The sequence below is a fragment of the Sphingomonas sp. DBB INV C78 genome, from assembly GCF_042693015.1.
Classification (GTDB): domain Bacteria; phylum Pseudomonadota; class Alphaproteobacteria; order Sphingomonadales; family Sphingomonadaceae; genus Sphingomonas_E.
Map to the genome: position 1 here is coordinate 3,611,653 of NZ_CP170544.1, position 17,590 is coordinate 3,629,242.

17 protein-coding genes are annotated in these 17,590 nt (G+C 61.0%); 7 read left to right on the top strand and 10 right to left on the bottom strand.

Annotated features, from left to right (window positions below):
• Window positions 1-474: 474 nt before the first annotated feature.
• Window positions 475-1,113 carry a hypothetical protein gene (locus ACFB49_RS16960; RefSeq protein ID WP_380872451.1) on the bottom strand — a complete coding sequence of 213 codons (639 nt, stop codon included), beginning with the start codon at window positions 1,111-1,113 and terminating at the stop codon, window positions 475-477.
• Window positions 1,114-1,751: 638 nt separating this feature from the next.
• Between ACFB49_RS16960 and ACFB49_RS16965 the strand changes: the two genes are divergently transcribed.
• Entirely contained in the window at window positions 1,752-2,147 is a 396-nt protein-coding gene (locus ACFB49_RS16965; RefSeq protein WP_380872452.1) for an endonuclease domain-containing protein, read from the top strand.
• 183 nt (window positions 2,148-2,330) lie between these two features.
• Window positions 2,331-2,753, top strand: a complete 423-nt coding sequence (locus ACFB49_RS16970) for a hypothetical protein (RefSeq protein ID WP_380872453.1) — start codon at window positions 2,331-2,333, stop codon at window positions 2,751-2,753.
• 92 nt (window positions 2,754-2,845) lie between these two features.
• Here ACFB49_RS16970 and ACFB49_RS16975 read toward each other — a convergent pair whose 3' ends face one another.
• The 3 genes from ACFB49_RS16975 to ACFB49_RS16985 form a co-directional block, all read right to left on the bottom strand.
• The gene (locus tag ACFB49_RS16975) at window positions 2,846-3,166 is read right to left on the bottom strand and encodes a hypothetical protein (RefSeq protein ID WP_380872455.1); all 321 of its coding nucleotides are present in this window, start codon (window positions 3,164-3,166) and stop codon (window positions 2,846-2,848) included.
• A gap of 135 nt (window positions 3,167-3,301) precedes the next feature.
• Window positions 3,302-3,616 (bottom strand): type II toxin-antitoxin system RelE/ParE family toxin, encoded by a 315-nt coding sequence (locus ACFB49_RS16980; RefSeq protein WP_380872456.1) that lies wholly within the window; start codon window positions 3,614-3,616, stop codon window positions 3,302-3,304.
• Between the two features lie 2 nt (window positions 3,617-3,618).
• Entirely contained in the window at window positions 3,619-3,876 is a 258-nt protein-coding gene (locus ACFB49_RS16985; RefSeq protein WP_380872458.1) for a type II toxin-antitoxin system ParD family antitoxin, read from the bottom strand.
• Window positions 3,877-4,472: 596 nt separating this feature from the next.
• Between ACFB49_RS16985 and ACFB49_RS16990 the strand changes: the two genes are divergently transcribed.
• Window positions 4,473-4,976, top strand: a complete 504-nt coding sequence (locus ACFB49_RS16990) for a CbrC family protein (RefSeq protein WP_380872459.1) — start codon at window positions 4,473-4,475, stop codon at window positions 4,974-4,976.
• 200 nt (window positions 4,977-5,176) lie between these two features.
• Here ACFB49_RS16990 and ACFB49_RS16995 read toward each other — a convergent pair whose 3' ends face one another.
• On the bottom strand, window positions 5,177-5,644 hold the full coding sequence (locus ACFB49_RS16995) for a hypothetical protein (protein ID WP_380872460.1): 468 nt from the start codon (window positions 5,642-5,644) through the stop codon (window positions 5,177-5,179).
• 560 nt (window positions 5,645-6,204) lie between these two features.
• Here ACFB49_RS16995 and ACFB49_RS17000 point away from each other — a divergent pair.
• The gene (locus ACFB49_RS17000) at window positions 6,205-7,233 is read left to right on the top strand and encodes an MsnO8 family LLM class oxidoreductase (RefSeq protein ID WP_380872462.1); all 1,029 of its coding nucleotides are present in this window, start codon (window positions 6,205-6,207) and stop codon (window positions 7,231-7,233) included.
• A 103-nt stretch (window positions 7,234-7,336) separates the two neighbouring features.
• Here the strand turns inward: ACFB49_RS17000 and ACFB49_RS17005 are convergent, their stop codons facing one another.
• Both ACFB49_RS17005 and ACFB49_RS17010 read right to left on the bottom strand, forming a co-directional pair.
• Window positions 7,337-8,182 (bottom strand): LysR family transcriptional regulator, encoded by an 846-nt coding sequence (locus ACFB49_RS17005; protein WP_380872463.1) that lies wholly within the window; start codon window positions 8,180-8,182, stop codon window positions 7,337-7,339.
• Between the two features lie 31 nt (window positions 8,183-8,213).
• Window positions 8,214-8,579, bottom strand: coding sequence for a RidA family protein (locus tag ACFB49_RS17010; protein WP_380872464.1), 366 nt, complete (start codon window positions 8,577-8,579; stop codon window positions 8,214-8,216).
• Window positions 8,580-8,933: 354 nt separating this feature from the next.
• Between ACFB49_RS17010 and ACFB49_RS17015 the strand changes: the two genes are divergently transcribed.
• The gene (locus ACFB49_RS17015; protein ID WP_380872466.1) at window positions 8,934-9,893 is read left to right on the top strand and encodes an MOSC domain-containing protein; all 960 of its coding nucleotides are present in this window, start codon (window positions 8,934-8,936) and stop codon (window positions 9,891-9,893) included.
• 671 nt (window positions 9,894-10,564) lie between these two features.
• Window positions 10,565-10,690, top strand: coding sequence for a hypothetical protein (locus ACFB49_RS17020; RefSeq protein WP_380872467.1), 126 nt, complete (start codon window positions 10,565-10,567; stop codon window positions 10,688-10,690).
• A gap of 12 nt (window positions 10,691-10,702) precedes the next feature.
• On the opposite strand, the gene ACFB49_RS17025 is transcribed toward ACFB49_RS17020, so the two are convergent.
• From ACFB49_RS17025 to ACFB49_RS17035, 3 genes are read right to left on the bottom strand one after another with little or no spacing between them, the layout of a single operon-like run.
• On the bottom strand, window positions 10,703-12,406 hold the full coding sequence (locus ACFB49_RS17025) for a hypothetical protein (RefSeq protein ID WP_380872468.1): 1,704 nt from the start codon (window positions 12,404-12,406) through the stop codon (window positions 10,703-10,705).
• Window positions 12,407-12,443: 37 nt separating this feature from the next.
• The gene (locus tag ACFB49_RS17030) at window positions 12,444-14,795 is read right to left on the bottom strand and encodes a hypothetical protein (RefSeq protein ID WP_380872469.1); all 2,352 of its coding nucleotides are present in this window, start codon (window positions 14,793-14,795) and stop codon (window positions 12,444-12,446) included.
• Between the two features lie 17 nt (window positions 14,796-14,812).
• Window positions 14,813-15,946 (bottom strand): hypothetical protein, encoded by a 1,134-nt coding sequence (locus ACFB49_RS17035; protein ID WP_380872470.1) that lies wholly within the window; start codon window positions 15,944-15,946, stop codon window positions 14,813-14,815.
• A gap of 249 nt (window positions 15,947-16,195) precedes the next feature.
• Here ACFB49_RS17035 and ACFB49_RS17040 point away from each other — a divergent pair, with 249 nt between their 5' ends.
• Entirely contained in the window at window positions 16,196-17,542 is a 1,347-nt protein-coding gene (locus tag ACFB49_RS17040; RefSeq protein ID WP_380872471.1) for an MFS transporter, read from the top strand.
• The last annotated feature ends 48 nt before the right edge of the window (window positions 17,543-17,590 follow it).

A 17,590-nucleotide genomic window follows, 5' to 3' on the forward strand; every position in this document is an offset into this window, starting at 1 on the left:
ACAGGCACTATCTTTACGGCTGGCTGCGCGTTAGTCGGCGCCGAAGAGAGCGAAGCACCGATTATCGTCAGCGAAATTAGCGCGGCATAATTATTCATGCCGTATCACACCATTTTTTTGCCTCTTCGACAACCGCATGTCCACGGGCGAGAACGGCCAGAATGTCCGCTTTGTCGGCGTGTCCCGACAGGCAGCAATGTGCGCTAGCTGCCATTCGCTCGCCGCCGTGAACCTACGGTAACAGCCAGTTCGCCGATCGATTCACAATCGAATTGGACATTGCTGCTCAAAAAATTGGGGGGCGATCGTTGGATCGCCCCCCTCCTTCGAGTCCTACAGCGCGCTGGGTAGGAGCGCCTTCCTCTCATCCGTCGACCGCGACGTCTTAGGGACCATCCGTCTTCGCGATGCGGTTTTGGACACTAGGGAACTTGGTTGCCATGTCCGCCAATAATCTGGCGGACATGGCTTCTTTCACTGAGCGTGATCTCCGGACGCCACGGGCGTCACCAACGGCGATGTCCCCTGAGAAACCGCCGGTCCGCCTGCAACAAGGGAAGCCTGCTGCGGTGCCGCCTGCAATCCATTCGCCTGGAACTGAATAGGCTCGGCCGTGAAGGCCTTCAGCTGCATGCCATTTGGCACTTCCGCCGATTTCCCCGTGACGAACGCACCAAATGGGCCGACGGCCACAACGGCACCGATCGTCGCGGCTGTGTTGCCCTGACCTTCCTGACGGTGTTTCCCCTCGATCGTAATCCGCCGGCCGCCGATTTCGATCCACTCGAACGCGATATCCATCTTGGCAGACTTACCGAATGCACCCTTGCCTGTGCGCCACGTAACTTTACCTTGGCCACGGGTGCCCTTGGGCAGCACAATATAGTTGTTCATCAGGACGTCATAGACCGTGCTGATCGTAAAAACGTCGCCTTCCTTCATGGTTTTGGACGACACACCGCTGTTTGGCGTGACGGTTAGCTCGGTATTCGCCGGCAAGATCCAAACGTTTCCTTGCGGAGCCGTGGCGACAGCTTGCTGAACTTGAGCGTCCTGCGCCAATGCAGGTGTGACGATAGCCAGCATAAATGCCGGCAGAATAGCTGCCTTCATTTCGATAATCCCCCCTGTGACCCCCTTGGTCGGCGACGGTGCTAGTTCGCTCGATCCGCCTCGGCAATGGCCTTCTGCGTGCCGCACTGCACGCCTCGCCGTCACGCTGGCGATATTTACGATAACGGGCAGTTCGGTAAGTGATTCGCGTCCGAGTTGGCCGTTATCGCAACCATCGAGAATTCGGGGTCCAGAGCGTCCGCTCACTCCGCCTGGCATCGAAAAGCGGTTTGTCGGGACACGCGGACAAAGCCGACATTGACGAACCCAGGCTCGTTCATCAGAACGCCGCTCGTGAAGCTAAAGACTTCTTTGATCGGTCTCGCGATTTCAGGCGGGACATTCGTGGCTTGCTGCTTGATCATGCTCCTATTCGGTCATGTTATGGAGCGTCCGGCCATCGTTTACCCTTTCGCGGCGGTCGCAGGCGCCAGCGCCTTGGCTTGGCCTCTGTTCACGGTCTGGACGTTAAGAGCGGCGATCGCCTCGCTGCGCAATCGGGACGCCTGCTAACCCGATCCCCCGAAAATTTCCGGCCATTCCGGACACGCGACATAGCGGACCTTCTACTCCCCTCCCTGAAAGGGAGGGGTTGGGGGTGGGTTGGCGTGCGGAGCGCGCCTTACTAACATTGCGTCATGTCGCGGGTGCCCGAGCATATGACAGCCAATGCGCGTGCCCTGCGCAACGGCCAAACCGAAGCCGAGCGCATGATCTGGCGACGGCTGTCACGTTTTCGACCGCGCTTCATCCGGCAATTGGTGGTTGGCCCCGACATTCTCGACCTCGCCTGCCGATCGGTAAAACTGGCGGTCGAGTTCGACGGTAGCCAGCACCTCGGCGCCGAGGACTATGATGCGCGGCGCTCCCAATTGCTGGCGGACAATGGCTGGACCGTCATTCGCTTCTGGAACGGCGAGGTTCTCGCCAATCCCGACGGTGTGGCTGAGGCAATCCTTGCAAAGACCGCCGAGTGCCTCGGCGGGCCCCACCCCCAGCCCCTCCCTTCCAGGGAGGGGAGGAAGAGGGGCTAACGTCCGCTTCCCCCGACATACCGGACCTACCGTGGCCGGTTCGGCGCGCCTGATTCCCGACCGTCAGCAATTGGGACGTCTCCGCCGGCCAGCGATCGTCCGCTACGTCGGGGAGAGCGGTCATTGCTGAGCCTGCTCGCAATGCTATCAACCAACGCGGTAATTACACTCGGCGGATGAGCGATGACCGATGCTTTCTTTTCTCGGATGGCTGATCTTGACGCAATTGTAGAGCAGTGTCGGGGCGAGGGAGTGTTCGCCGTCGGAATTGTCCGTGACACCTCCAATCGGTCCGATCGAGATTGGCCGTGGTGGAGCATCCAGATTGAGCGATCCTATGAAGACGGGTCGGAAAAGCGGCGCACGACCGCGGAAGTCGCGCTAAACGCACCGGCGCCGGGGGTTCCCTCCTTGTTCGAAGGGCGCTGGCAGGCACGGATGTGGAGCGGCGTGAGCGCGGACAACTTTCGACAGCAAGGTAGCTGGCCTCTGGCTTGGGACAAACCCTCGCCCAGGGATTTGAACGAAGCGATGGCGGCGCTCCTGACGGAGGCGGATGCCGCAATCGCGAGGGCCATGAGCACGATCATTCAGCCGGAAAGCTGAAGGTCGGCTATGTCGCGGGTCCGGACAGTCAGGAATTTTTCGGCGATGCGATGGGGAAAGGCCGAGAAGTCGGGGGGAGCGGACGTTTGGGTTCACCCCACTCGCACAAATCGGGAAGTTTCTCCTCCGAAGGCGAGTGTGAGAACTCCGTCGTCGGACAAACTGTAAGCGGTCCGCTGGGGGCCTGGATGGGAAGGCTGATCTGTGATGATCGACGCCCCGTCTAGACGATAGGTCATCAAGATCGCCTCGTTTTTTCCGGATGATTTGATGATGTATATTAGATTGCCGTCAGCATCGAATTCCATGCTCACATTGCCGAGATTTTGCTGAGTTTCGAGGTGAGACGGGTCGATGGTCCAACGGCCCAATAGCAAGTTGCTCTCTTTTATTTTCTTCCGAAACCACGCCATGCAGAACCCTCCCCATGGAGCCTTTTACGACCTGGAAGAGCGTCCGCAATGTCGGCGTGTCCTGACAGTCCGGATTTTTCAGGCGTGGCAAGGCGCAAGGGCAGCAAAGCGGGCGGTAGCCGTCGAGGGATGCAATTAGCCTCCGTCGTCCTCGCGAAAACGGGAAATCTGGTGCATGCGTTCGTGAAGCACCGTGACAATACCCACAGCACCGTTCGAGAGGATGCGCCAATATACGTAGTGCTGCTCGCACCGTGTATAGAAGCCCTCGACGCCGAATTCGGCCGGCACCGTGCGCCAGACCAGGGCTCGGCTCGCGATGCGCTCAAAGCATGCAAAGAGATCGCGGATGTATGTTTCCGCCTGATCCTGTCCCCAAGTTTCGCGGGTATAGGCAAATATCTCGTCGAGCCGCTGGCCGGCGATAGCGGAAACCAGAAAGGTCGTCATGGTCAGTTTCGGGCGTTACGTGCGATCACGCTACCCGCGTCGAGAACCGCAAAGCTCGCCTCGTCGGCCGCGAAAGCGCGGGTAAGTTCGGCTTTCAGACGTTCAAATTGCCCCGCTTCCACACGCTCCTTGTCGCGGCGAATGAGATCGCGGACATATTCGCTTACGTTTTCGTAGCTGCCGTGCTCGCCGACGTTGGCCGAAACGAAATCGCTGAGCGCGCCACCGATGCGGACATTCAATGTAAGCGGCTTGTTCATAGACCATTCTCCTGTCCAGATAATATGGAATATTGTGGACAAATGCAAGGTGGGTTCGCGTCTTCGCCACCCGCTCCCACACGGATGTTTGCCGCCATTTTTAACGGCTCAGCCGTTGGCAGTGCGCTACCAGATCCGGGGTATTTTTCGGCCAGTCCTGGCCTGGTCGCATTCGCGGACTTGTCACCTCGCCGAGGTGCAATGGTAGGGCAGCGCGCCCAGCATATGGGGTATCCATCCGAAATTCATCTGGACGAAGAGGCGAGCGTGGTCGTCATGCACCTAGCGCACGTGTCTTTCACCATACGCACCCGTTCTGACCATAAAAGGCGTATTTTCAAGAGCTTATCGGAAGTCCGATCGCACTGTCAGGACACATTTTGATGGCGGACCGCTCGTTCGTCAACACGAAGTTGGCTAGTGATTCGGGGGTGATTCACGCCGCTGCATCTCCGCTACGCCCTCCTCTCGCGCGCGAGTCGAGCGATGCTCACTTGAGATACCGGTACGGCGGCAAACCCTGCGGCGACAAAAAATCCGGACTGTCCGGACCCGCCGACTTTGCGGACATATCCCACTGCGGGCATTGAGAGATGATGACCGCCGATCAACCGTTGTTCCGGTTCAATCCCGGCGCTTACGACGAAAAACGCTCGTTGAAACCGTCGCAGGAGATTTGCGAGGTTTGCTCAAAGCCTTGTGTGTGGACGTACACTGGAAATATTTATTCGCTGACGACGCCGACTGTTTGTGCGCGCTGCATAGCAGATGGGGAACTCGAGGCGTTCCTCCGCGATGATTTTTTCACGTTGCACGACATTGAAATCGACGGTGCGGACCCATCGCTGGAACAGGAACTGCTCAAACGAACCCCCGGCGTTGCGTGTTTTAATCCATTCAGTTGGCCGGTACTCGACGGTATTCCCTTGGCGTTCATGGGATACGGCAACGAAAAGGACCTGATTGCGTTGCCAGAAGTACGAGCCGCTATGTCGGAAGCCTTTGAGGGGTTCGGGTTAAAATGCGCGCCAAGCCCATATGCCCTCATCTTCAAAGAGGTTGATGGTCCACGGTATCGCGTGGTTATTGATCATGATTAAACGCTAGTTGCTAAGTCCGCTTCCCCCGACTTTTCCGCCATAACCGCCAGCAAGGCTGGAAAAATCCTGCCTGTCAGGACACACCGACTGAGCTTTCATTGGATGCGAAAACGAAGCATCCCGAAGGCCGACGCTCCTTCACATAAACGATTGGGGACAGCGGACAGCGCCCGAGCTTTCGAAAGACGGATTTCCCAAGCTCAATAGCTTGTACCTTGGTGCGCGCGCACTTTCCTGAAGAGGAACGCGGCTGCGTGCGCTTCTTCGAGAGGCACCATACGGCTATCTGAATACGCCTGCATCTCACGTTGAAATGCCGGCGCATCAGCCAATGCGTTTGCGATGTCTGGTTGCGCGTACAAGTCCGATTTGAGGCGTGACGCACCGATCATCACCGAACACACCGCATCATCACTACCCCGCTGAAAGTCGGCATCACCATTCAGCACCATTTCTGTCGCAAACCGCGCCACCCAAGGCTCCGCGCCAAGTCCAGCAAACACGTCGATGACGACACGGCCTTTGTCTTTTGTGCTGAGGCTGTAACCGCCAATGACCAGGCTTCCACTCACCATGCCGTGGATCACGCCGAGGACGTACTGGTCATTCCAAATGCGGGAGTCGTATTCTCTTGTCAGAGGATCAAAAAAAAACGGCATCGTCCCCATCCGTGCCGCTGCTTCGGCCTGAATGGTGGCTGTTCGCCTCAGTCGCCCAAAACCAAACATCCGCCACCTTGCGAGCCTGTCTGTTCGCCCTCTCCGCTTGTGATCGGACGAAAGCTACGCGCCGGTCCTAACCGCAGCAAGTGTTGGCCTGCGCGCCCGTGCACTGACGGCATCTATCGCGCGTTCACCGTCTGGAAACGGCCTATCCGGACACCCCGACAAGGCCGACGCGATCGCGGAGAAGGGGACCGCCTGAAAGCGGCCTCCGTTCCAAATTTGAACGAACGGAAGCTGTCAGGCGGCCAAAATTGTCCGCGGAAAGGCGGCTTTGGCGGCGCCTGCCGTCACCGCAGTAAGGAGCCTTCAATTGGTCACCTGCGCAGGCGGAGCTCGCTGGCGTGTCTCTCCGGCAATTCCAATTTTAGCATCTTCGCCCTGAGCCAGCACGTCGAGCCGATGTTGTGGAAACGGGCTGCAAACTTGATGGAGGCTGTCGGCTCTACCATCAAACTCCGCTAGCTGTTTCAATCCGCGCTGCTCGAGCAAGCCAGGATGGCCCCATGAAGTTGTCGATCGTTGATTTATCCACCATCAAGCCCGGCGAGACAGCGAGCGATGCATTGACGCAATCCCTCGAGACGGCTCGCCGCGCGGATGCACTGGGCTATCACCGGATATGGTTCGCTGAACATCACATGGCGCCGGCCCAGGCATCGCACCATCCGGAATTGCTGATCGCCGCGGCAGGAACGCAGACCGGGCGCATCAGGCTCGGATCCGGTGCGGTGCTGATGAACCATTACAGCCCGTTCAAGGTGGCTGAAATGTTCAAACAGCTGGATGCGATGTTCCCGGGACGCATCGACCTTGGCATGGGCCGGGCCACGGCAGGACCGGTCATCGACATGGCCCTGCGTCGGGACCGCAATGTGCAGCCTGGCGACGATCATGCCGCACAAGTTTCTGAAGCCGTAGCCTGGCTGCATCAGGCTTTCCCGGCCGGTCATCCGTTCGCAGGCAAGCAGATGATGCCAACCGTCGACACATTGCCCCAAAGCTGGTTGCTGGGATCGAGCCCCGGCGGAGCTCAACTGGCAGCCCGGATCGGTATCGGCTATTCATTCGCCGGCTTCATAAATCCGCAGGCCGCGGCTTTCGCCTTGCGCAGCTATCGCGAACATTTCGTCGCGACACCATTCGGATCAGGCGCGCCGCGCGCGATGCTGGGGGTCAACGTCAGTGTGGGAGAAGATGCTGAGCATGGCCGGCGCCTCGCTTTGTGCGTCAAGGGGTATTACCAGCGCCTCGCAAGGTTAGGCGCCACGGCTTTCGTTCCCACCATCGAAGAAGCTGAGCGTGAGCTTGGTGAGGCGGAGTGGGCCGAACCCACGCAAATCGTGGGCGAGCGCTGGCCCCGCTTCGTCGCCGGCAGCGCCGAAGAGGTCAGAATGACGCTTGAGCAAATGATCGACCAGAGCGGCGCCAACGAGTTGATCGTTCAAGACATGATGGCTGACCCAACCGACCGCCATCGATCGCACGAAAGGTTGGCGAAGGCGTTTGGCCTTGCCCAGGACATTGGTCCGTGAGGCTCCGCTCGAGCTATCTCTGGTTGACGCCAGAACCAGCTTTGGCGTCCGCAATTGGGAATAGCCCACAACTCTACGATTGTCGCGTTTGGCGGCACTTCCGTCAAAACCTGGAGCTTACATAATCTCCGAGGAGTTTGAGTACGGCGCGAACGTGCGGGGCCGGCGGTACATCTTCATGCATGCACAGCCACAATTTGCTGTTGAATACAGGGCCGGCGTCCTCCGCGGGAAGCAAGTCGACATCCTCCGTAAGCTGATCCCAGAGATAACCGACACCCAGACCACGACGCGTTGCCTCCTTGAGGTCGATGGCCGAGTTTACGCGCATCGCCACCTGGCTGCTTTCGACATGCGCATCGATCCACCGGGCGGATGCTGCATGATCCAGGTCCCGTCCCCAGCCTATCCAGCGCCAGGCATCGCTGGAGGGCGCGTCGACCGCCGCTGCGCGGTAGACGCGCTGGGTCAAGGATGACAGCACACGTCCATTCATGTGGGGTGGCAAATCATCAGCGATACATAAACCGATCAGCGAACGGCGTTCGTGAAGTTCAACATCTGGTCGGGCCGCTTGCACGAATTCGAGTATCGTCCCGGATACGTCACGAGACATGCCTGCACCGAGATCGACCAAATCGAGACCGAGTTCGGCCGGGACACATACCCGTATCGGCGCGGGTTCCGGCGCATCGGGCGCAAGGGTGCGCAGGAGTTCGTCGATGCGGCTTTCGACATCGCGGGCGCATGCGAGAACGAGCCTGCCGGCATCCGTGCTGCCCGGCCCGGTGGCGGTTCGTTCGTAAAGGGTGATGCCCAGACTCCGCTCCAGCGATTCCACCCGTCGCGTCACCGTTGTCCGGCTCACGCGCAGCATTTCGGCCGCGGCCGTGACCGTTCCAGCCTGAGCGGCCACGCGGTAGAAACGGAGATCATCCCAATCGAGCATTGCGCCTATTCGCAAGTCTCGGGGGTGGCTGTCATCCCCTGACGCGCGCGATCGCCTTGATTTCAACGATTGAGCCCGGATAGCCCAGCGCGGCCACGCCGACCGCGGTCCACGCCGAGCTGCGTTCATCGAGGAAAGCGCTGCGGGCAAGCATGAAGCGATCCATGTCGGTGGGGAAGTCGACATGGAAGGTCGTCAGGTCGACGACGTCTTCCGCTCCGCAGCCATGGTGCGCCAGAGTTTCACGCAGCGCCTGGAAGGCGAGAGCGAATTGCCTGGCCGGTTCCGAAGGAACGGTCCCATCGGCTTCGAGCCCGATCATCCCCGAGCAAAACAGCAGATCCCCTGCACGAACGGCATTGGCGAATGGTGGTGACGTTTCGATGTTGCTGTTCAAATGCTCCTCCTTAGGCTCGCTCTTTAAGTCGACGGCAACCGCACGCCAGGATGCGTGCTGCCGTAGCGTGATTTGGTCGGTACACGGACCTCGATAAATGCCGGCGATACGACACGCCGCCGGCCGTGGAGATAAGGCGGTCTCCACGTCTGCAAAATGATTATTCCCGCACCCCACCGTGCGGGAACACGCGTTGACAGGGGCGAGGCGAGAAGGAAATCAGGCTCAATTGCTGGATACGTCGCGTCGGCCAAGGCAGTCATCGCAAGTCAAAGCCAACATTGGAGGAGAGGCCGGAATGATCGGTGCGCATCATCGTCCATCCCGAGATGAACTGATCTTCATCTGGACCAATTGGCCAACTGGACCATCAGCCAGCATTCCATCGGCATCGATGCCAAGAGCCGGTGTGGCCAACTGATGTCGAACGATGAGGAGCTCCGCGTAGCGGAGATATGGCGCTACCCCGTGAAGTCGATGGGCGGCGAACGGATCGACCAGGCCGACGTAGGTCCGCGCGGCATCTATGGCGACCGCGGATGGGCCGTTCGCGACAACAAGGCCGGCGCCATTCGCAGCGCCCGTTACATCCCGCGGTTGTTGCTCTGTTCGGCACGCTACCTGCCGGGAACCAGCGCCGGCCTGGTGCCCCACGTCGCCATTACCCTGCCTGACGGATCAACCATCAACTCCGATGACGACAGGGTTCATCACCGGCTGTCGGATGCGATGGGTAAGGATCTGACCCTCATGTCACTCAAACCGGATGATGAGATCGATCATCTCCGCCTCGGGCCGGAAGCACTCGTAACCGGAAGCATGGAGACGGAGATACGCATGCTCTTCGGACTGACAGACAATGAGCCGCTTCCCGACATGAGCCAACTTCCACCCGCGCTGATGCGCGAACTCAGCGAGTTGGGCGCGCCGCGCGGCACCTATTTCGACGCGTTTCCGATCGACATTCTGACGACATCCTCGATCCGCTATCTCCAGCGCTTTCTTCCCGACGTGAATCTCGAAGTGCGCAGGTTCCGCCCGAATTTTCTCGTGGACGACGCCGGTGCGTCGGATGCCATACGCGAACGCGAGTGGATCGGGCGGACCATCGCGCTTGGGAAGGCGAGTTTCGATGCCGTGATGGAATCCCCGCGCTGCACGATCATTGCAGCGGAACAACATGGCGGGATTGCCAAGAACAGCAGCATAACCCGCACGCTCGTGAAGGAGATGCGTCAGCTGATGAGTGCGTATTGCACCGTTGCTACGCCGGGACGCGTTAGAGTTGGCGACGTCGCCAAAATGGTCACCTAGCCGGATTTTCGATCATCGTGGCCCGAACCTTAATGAACGTCGGATATCAGGCCTTAAGTCCGCACCCGTGGATGACCGCTATGTGGGCGGCTCCTGCCCAATGACTCCGGGCGACGCGTGCCGGAACAAACAACTCACTAGTCCCGTCGGCACCCCTTTTTGGCACAGGCCAGCGTGAGCTTGGCCGACTACATCGACCGCCCCTGGTCTCCCTCAGCCGAAGTAACCCCGCGAGAGGGTCGCGGCCTCGCGACGCAGGCAATAGTGTGACATCGGAATCCTGAAAATGTCAGTGGACGGCTGCAATCTATACTGGACTTAACGATGTCGCTCCCCTATATATATTCGGTCGGACAGAAACGAAAAAATCCACCCGTTAGGGACCCGCATCCAGTCCCAAATTATATCACTAGATATTTTTTTGGATATTTGAATTTCCGTGAATCGATATAGATTTTTCTTATCAATTTCATGGGATTGATGGTCGAGTTCTCTTCTGGGCACCAGCTACTCTCAAAGCATTGAAAATGCTCGGGGATCGTCGAAGAGACGGTCCCCAGAGGGCGTTTTCTACAGCAAACTGCTACGGGAAAAATGGCCCATCATCGGGCGGAAAATCCCGGAAAACTGCCATTGATGAGGCCCTTTTTTTTGCTACGGTGAGTTGCATCGTGGGGAGTTCGCTATTTCCCACATCGGGCTGGACCAATCCGACGCTGACGATATTGGCGCTGGCGCAGCGCACCGCCGACGTGATCAGCGGGCGCATGGCAAGCGCGACCAGCGCGGCCGCCTGACCCTTCGCTCGATCAGCCTGGCGGGATGCGGGTCAGGAAGGTGCGCAGATTGCCTCCGAGCAATTTTTCGCGCCGTTCTTTCCAGAATATATTGCCGTCGATCGCGGCCATCAGATTGGCGACATATTTCTGGTGGCGGGGCCGCTGCCCAAGCATGATCCAGTCGGTGCCGAACATCATATAGTCCGCGCCATTCTTGTGCGCGGTGCAGATGCGCTCGACATGCTTGAGCCGTTCGGCCGCCGTGGCGACATCCTTCAAGATATGCTCGTCGAAGGACAGATCGAAATAGATCCGCGCCCGCCCCGCGGCATTGAGATCGAGGATCTTCTCCATCGCGTCGTCGAAGCCGAAATCTTCGGGGCTATAATGGCCAAGGCAGGCGCGGACGGGGCGCCGCGGATTCGCGTCAGCCATCCTCTTCGCGCGATCGAGCCAATATTGCGGATGGGCGTTCAGGCCGCCGCCGGGGAAGGACATGTTGCTGTCGCGGGCGTGCGCGAAGAGCGGAATGTCATGCTCGACACAGAAAGCGAAGAATGTGTCGAGCGCATCGTCGAGCAAAGCGGGCAGCCGATCCACGTCCCACCCCTTCTGCTTCCAGCGGTCGCGAACGATCCTGGCGCCGCCCGCGGCATCGCCGGAAGGCAGCGGCTGGTTCGCTGACACATTGAAGCCCATCGGCGGATAGAGTTTGAAACCGGTAACGCGATGCGTCGCCTGCGGCCCGGCCAGCGCCCAGCCCTTTGACGCCTCAAAGCTGGTTGGCCCGCCCGCGAGCATCTGTTCGACATGCTTCAACGGATCATAAGCGGCGAATGTCTCGATGCGGATGCGGCCGGCGGCCGCCCGCGCATAAGCGCTCCAGAACGCCACCTGCCGTTCCTGATCCGAACCGTCTTTCGGCCGCTCGCCGAGCCATTGATCGAAGTCGATCAGCAGATTGACGGCCAGCGTCGTGCGGGTGCGGTCGCTCGTCATCGTTTCCAGGTAACGGCGGACATGCGCCGAACGCGACTGCGCCATGACACGCGCCCATTTGAGCACCGCCCAGATGTCGGCCGGGCTCAGGCCGCGATCCAGATACCAATGCGGTCCTGTGTCGAGGAGGTCACCCCCTTCGGCAAGGATCCGTTCGAGCGTCGGTTGATCGATGCTGCGCGCGACTTCGAAGCGTTGCTGTTCCGCCGACGCGCTCAAGGCTTTCTCGGCCGGTTTGGACAGGCCGCCCAGCCGTGCACGCTCGTCCTCGATCAGCGTCGCCAGCGCATAATAGCTATCGGCGACATCATCCAATGGACGCCGCTTCAGTTCCCCGACGAAGCCGCGACGGTTGATCTGCGCCTCTGCCGCGGCCACCATTCCTTCGGCAAAGTCCTTGATCGAGACATCGTCGCCATCGCGCCAGGGCGGAGACATTCGCCGCAATTCGTCGTCCGCGGTAATGGACAGCCGCTTGAGCACGTTGACGCCGATGTCGATGATCGCCAACAGCACGTCCGGCGCGTTGGCGAGATAGACCGGCGCCACCACATAGCGGATGAAGGCTGCGGCGGGCAGATCCGCTCCGTTGAAGAAATGGGCGTGCGCATCGGCAATATCGATACGCGTCTCGCCCTCCTTTTGGGCCTGCCCCTCGGCGCTTGCCGGAACGGCAGCCAAACCAGCAAGACCGGTCGCAAGAAATTCCCGCCGCTCGACACTCCAATCTTTCATCCTCATGCCCCCTTCCGGCTCCCACCCATCGCAAACGTCATACCCTACGCAGGACGACCTCGGTTTCCTTGCCTTGCGCACGCATTTCTACGACGCCTCGTCCCGGCGCGACCGCAACGCTCGTCTTTCCATCCTCGTCCGAGGCGGTGATGGCGAAGCCCTGGACGGGACCAGGCTGACCCGGCAGCGAAATCCCCGTCGCGGCAACGCTCAGCCGTACCGGAACCTGCCGCGACCAGTTCTCCACTTCCATCGGGTCCGCGAACTCGATCCGCCCGAACACGCCCGCGGCTCCGTCAGCCAATATCATATGCGCCAGCCTGAACGGCCAGAACTCATCGAAATCGAGCCTAGCGCGATCCATGACCGCGATGCGGCGTTCAAAGGATGCCAGCGGACCCAGCGCGGTTGACGTCAATGCCGTGCCGGGCGCCGAGAAATCCGCGACCTGGGTGAACTCCACGGTGGGAGCACCGGTATTCAGGCCCCCCTCCTGATGATAGTTTGCCCGGATCGGCAGACCCTCAGCCGTATATTCCGCAACTGCGACGACATCCGCCGGCAGGCCCTGGATGGCGAGCCTCTTGGTGATCCGCCACCCGCCGGCGACGCTCTCGAAGCGGAGCGTCATTTCGCCGCGCATCGGCCGGCTGGTCTTGATCTCCACCTCATACCGCTGGACGTCTCCGTCCGACCAGTCGGGCTGCCCCAAGGCGAATGGAGGCGTGAAATCGCCGGCACCATATTCGGGCAGTGAAGGCAATTGGGGGCCAGGCAGCGGCGGATCAGGCAAGGGCTGCGGCCCCGGTGCCGGCGGAATGGGGGTCGGCGCGGGCGGCGGCGGGAACTGCCCCTGGGCGAAGGACAGCCCGACAAACAGTTCGCCACCCCGCCCATCTTCCAGCTGGAGCACATCGCCGCTCTTGATCTCGAGGCCGGTCATGCTCTTGACCATGGCTTGCTCGATCTTGAGCGCGACGAACTCCTGCCGCTTCATGAACTGCAAGGCGATGCGCCCGACCGTATTGATGATCGCGGTCAACGTGGTCGACATGAACATGTCGAACAAGCTGCCCAGCGCCCACGCCAATATGTCGCCCGTCAGATCGATGATCGCATCGATGATCCAGCCGATGATCGGGATCTTCTTCAGCTTTTTGTAGATCAGTTGATCCTTGACCGACTCCACCATCCGCCGGAACAGATCCCGGAAATAGCCGCGATAGTTGGTGACGATCAGGATGGCCCAAAGCTCGATGAACTTGGAATCGGGCTCCATGCGAAGCTCGAACTTCTCGTTGGGCGCGCCGATGTTCGATCGCCCGATATAGGGGCGGATCAGGCCGGCATATTGGCTGAAGGTGTCGTCGATCGGCAGCGGCAGCCAGGGCGTGCGGACCCAATGACCGAAAGCCTTGAACTGCAGGCGGATATCCAGTGTGCCACCGAAATAGACCTGCCCGAAAAGATGGTCGTGCCCGGGGAGCAGGTTGGTCTTGATCGTGCGGATCCGGAAATTGCTGGATCGCATGCGGAAGGACGTATCATCGGTGCCAACGTCGATGGGAATGGCCATAGGCGACATGGCGTCCATGATGCGCTGCAGCCCGCGCTCGCTGACGCCGATCGCGATATCCGCCGGCGGGAATGGCACCGGAAAGCCGCCGGGACCGGGATTTTCGTCACCCAGCGTGAGATAGATCGCGTCATTGCGGACGTAGAGTTCGCGCCCCGCTATCGTGCCGAGCGGGCCGGCCTCGATAAGCTTGGCGAGGCTCGGCAACGGAAATTCCGTCACCACCTTGGTCAGCCCTTCCTTGAGGAACAGGGTGATCAGATAGTTCATGATCGCGCGGAAACTGCGCGCCGTCTCATCGTCGCCACGGGACGGAAAAACCGCCTCGAGCGACAGGTCCCCGTCGACACGTCCTTCCAACAGTTTCAGTGCCGCGGGATGCTCGCCTTCGATGCTGGTGATGTCGAACCAGGGCGAGCCATCCGGTTTGGCCAGCAACCGGACCTTGAGTTGATCCTTCGCCCGCACGACCTGGCCCGCCGCTTCGACATGGATTCTGATGCGGGTGACGGCGCCCAGTCGACTATCGGTCAAGGTGAACAATATATTGGCCGAAATGAAGAAGCCGTCCTGCTGGATCGCCGGCGTTTGCTGAACGGGGTAAAGGTTGAAGGCGATCGGCTCGTCCGCCACGGCATAGAGGGTAAGGACGTGGCCCGGATCGGTCGGGGAAGGCCGCACGATCGGAATTTCGGTCGAGAAAGCGAACAGCTCCGGCTTCTCCGCACGCAGCCCGGCGCTGAGCCTATTGAGCCCCGTTTCGTGAAGCGCGACACCGAAATCGGACCGATAGGAAATATGGCCAGAAGGCATGGCTCTCTCCCGATTGATCAGTGTTTGACGATGAGAAGCAGATCGACATGGCGGGGCATCGCGGCCGATGCGGCCACCGGGGTCTGCTCGTCTATCTCCACCCTGTGGCGATGGCCGGCGATCGGCACGTCAGGGCCTTGGCCGATACGATCCCGTCCCGCCTCGCCCTCGGCGGCCAGCAAGTCGAAAACATGGCCCGAGTGCAGCACATGATCGTGCGCCGCGCTGCCGGACAAGCGATAGCTTTCGCCGGTCGCCTCGCCCTTCCACAACCGCCCTAATAGTTCGCTCGACGCGTCGCCGCCCAGGGTGCGCCAGCCCGCGGGGACGCGGTTGCCCGTATAAGCGATGACGATGCCATCCGGCAGCTTGCGCGCGGCCGCGGTAGCCATGACGAAGCGCATGCCGACCGCCGGCGGCGCATTGGCCGCGGCGGTGGTGATGCCTTCGGAAACCGTCTCCGCTCCGGCCGAATGGCGATGAACGCGGCTGGCCGCATGCAGGACCGGATCGACGGGCGTCGCGATGTCACCGAAATAGCCGGGATGATCGGCATTGGCGGCCGTCGCCCAATGGTGGACGTGCGACGCCTGATGGCTGTGCTCGGCTTTGCCGGAAGCGCCAGCCGCGCCATCGAGCAGAATATATCGATCGCGCAGGTCCGGCGTGCCATCGGCACCGTCACACCATAGCCAGCCTTCCGGAAGGGCGATGCCGACATAGCCGGCGACCAGGCCCGGAACCGGCTTCTGTAACCCGCGATCGAGCATGACGGCGTTGAGCCCGAAGGCCGGAGGGAGATGCTCCGCCGGCTGCGTGTCGCCGGGCGTGGTATCCAGACTTTCGACCTGGTGGCGGTGGGTCGCGTCCGCCGTCACGTTCCGGACGCCAAGCGGCTTGCGAAGATCCTGCGTCGCCAGGGATTCCGCGCGATGCTGATGGGCAAGGACGTGGACGTGGGTGTCCGCGCCGCCCAAGGCGTTGGGCTGGTCCGCGGCACGCATCCGGACCAAACGGCCCTTCCATTCCGCCGATATGTCATGCCCGTGGATCGACGATGGCGGTTCGCCTGGAAACAGCAGGATGGAATGGCGCGGGATACCGCAGCTGGCAAGAACAAGACAAAGAATGCCCAGTGCCAATATACGCACAGCGCCCCTCCGTCGATTGTTCTTACGTCGAAAGTGAATGCCATCGGATTTAGGCAGCTAATCGCGACTGCATCAACATCATATCTATCCAGAAACGATGTTGAATGAACGGATATGGATATTGTTTGACGGCGGGGCGGGGAGATTGCGGAACGACACCCGACGGCCTCTACGCGCGGCTCTGTCGACGGGCGGTGCAATGTCAGCTAGGCCTAGCCCCGCAACGGGGCGATTGTCGGCGGAGGGAAAATGGGGGCTGTTCCGGTTCAGGACGTGGTGGACGGCCTGGCCGTGCGGGGATTCCACTGGCGGCTATTGGCGCTGGTGATGGCGATCATCCTGCTCGACGGCTTCGATATCCAGCTGGCCGCCTTTGCTGGCCCCGCTATTCTGGCCGACTGGAAGGTGGGGCCGGACGCGCTGGCGCCGGTGATGGCCGCGTCGCTGATGGGCATGGCGATCGGCACCAGTGTCGGCGGCAGGATCGGCGATCGGCTTGGTCGCCGTCTCGCGCTGATCGGCGCGGTGCTGTGGTTCGGCGTGCTGGCGATGTTCACCGCGCTGAGCTGGGATGTGACGAGCCTGACCATCCTGCGCTTCATCACCGGTATCGGTCTCGGCGCCGCGGTTCCGAACGCGACGGCGCTCGTCGCCGAATGGATGCCGGTGCGGACCCGCAACTATGCTGTGACGTTGATCTCGGTGGGCGTGCCGTGCGGCGGCATCATCGGTGCGGGCATCGCATCCTGGCTAATCCCCGCTCATGGCTGGCCATCGGCCTTCCTGCTGGGCGGCGCGCTGCCGCTGCTGCTCGCGGTCGCCTTGATCTGGAGCCTCCCGGAATCGCCCGCCCTTCTCGCCCGGCGCGGCGGCGAGGATGCGCGGATCGCCCGGCTGCTCGCCAAGGCGGGCGGCACCGCAACCGGCCCGTTCGTGCCGCCGCCCGAACTGCCCGGCGGCGGCCGCGTCTATAGCGGCGCGCTCCGACGGTCGGCGATCGGCATGGGCGTCGCCTTCTTCGCCTCGCTGATGGCGGTCTATACCCTGCTGAGCTGGGTGCCGGTGCTGCTGTCCAAGGCCGGATTCCCGATGGACCAGGCGATCCGTGGCGCGATGATACTCAATCTCTGCGGGGTGCTCGCGTCGTTCGGGCTTGCCGCGATCAGCCTGCGTGTCGGTTCGCGCGCGACACTGATCGGCACGATCTGCGCCGGACTGGTGGCACTGGCGATCTGGGCGACCTTGCTCAACATGCCCGGCGCTTCGCCGGGTGCGATCCTGATCGGCCTGGCGCTGACCGGCGCGACCGTGCTGTCCTTGCAGGTGCATTTGCTGACCCTTTCCGCGCATGTCTTCCCGGTCGAATGTCGATCGGCCGGGATCGGCTATTCGATAACCATCGGCCGGATCGGTGCGATATTGAGCGCATTCGGCGCGGGCATCATCCTTGGCCTGCCGCAAGGCAGCCTGTTCTTTTTCCTGATGGTCGGCGCCGCTCTGCTGCTGCTGTGCGTCGGCGTGATGCTGGTCGATCGGCACATGCCCGGCCGGCGAATGGCGGCCGGCGGTGAGGGCTTGGCACAGAGCGAGATCTGACATGTTCGCGACCTGTCGCGCGAAATTGAGTCGCTGCGAACAAATATG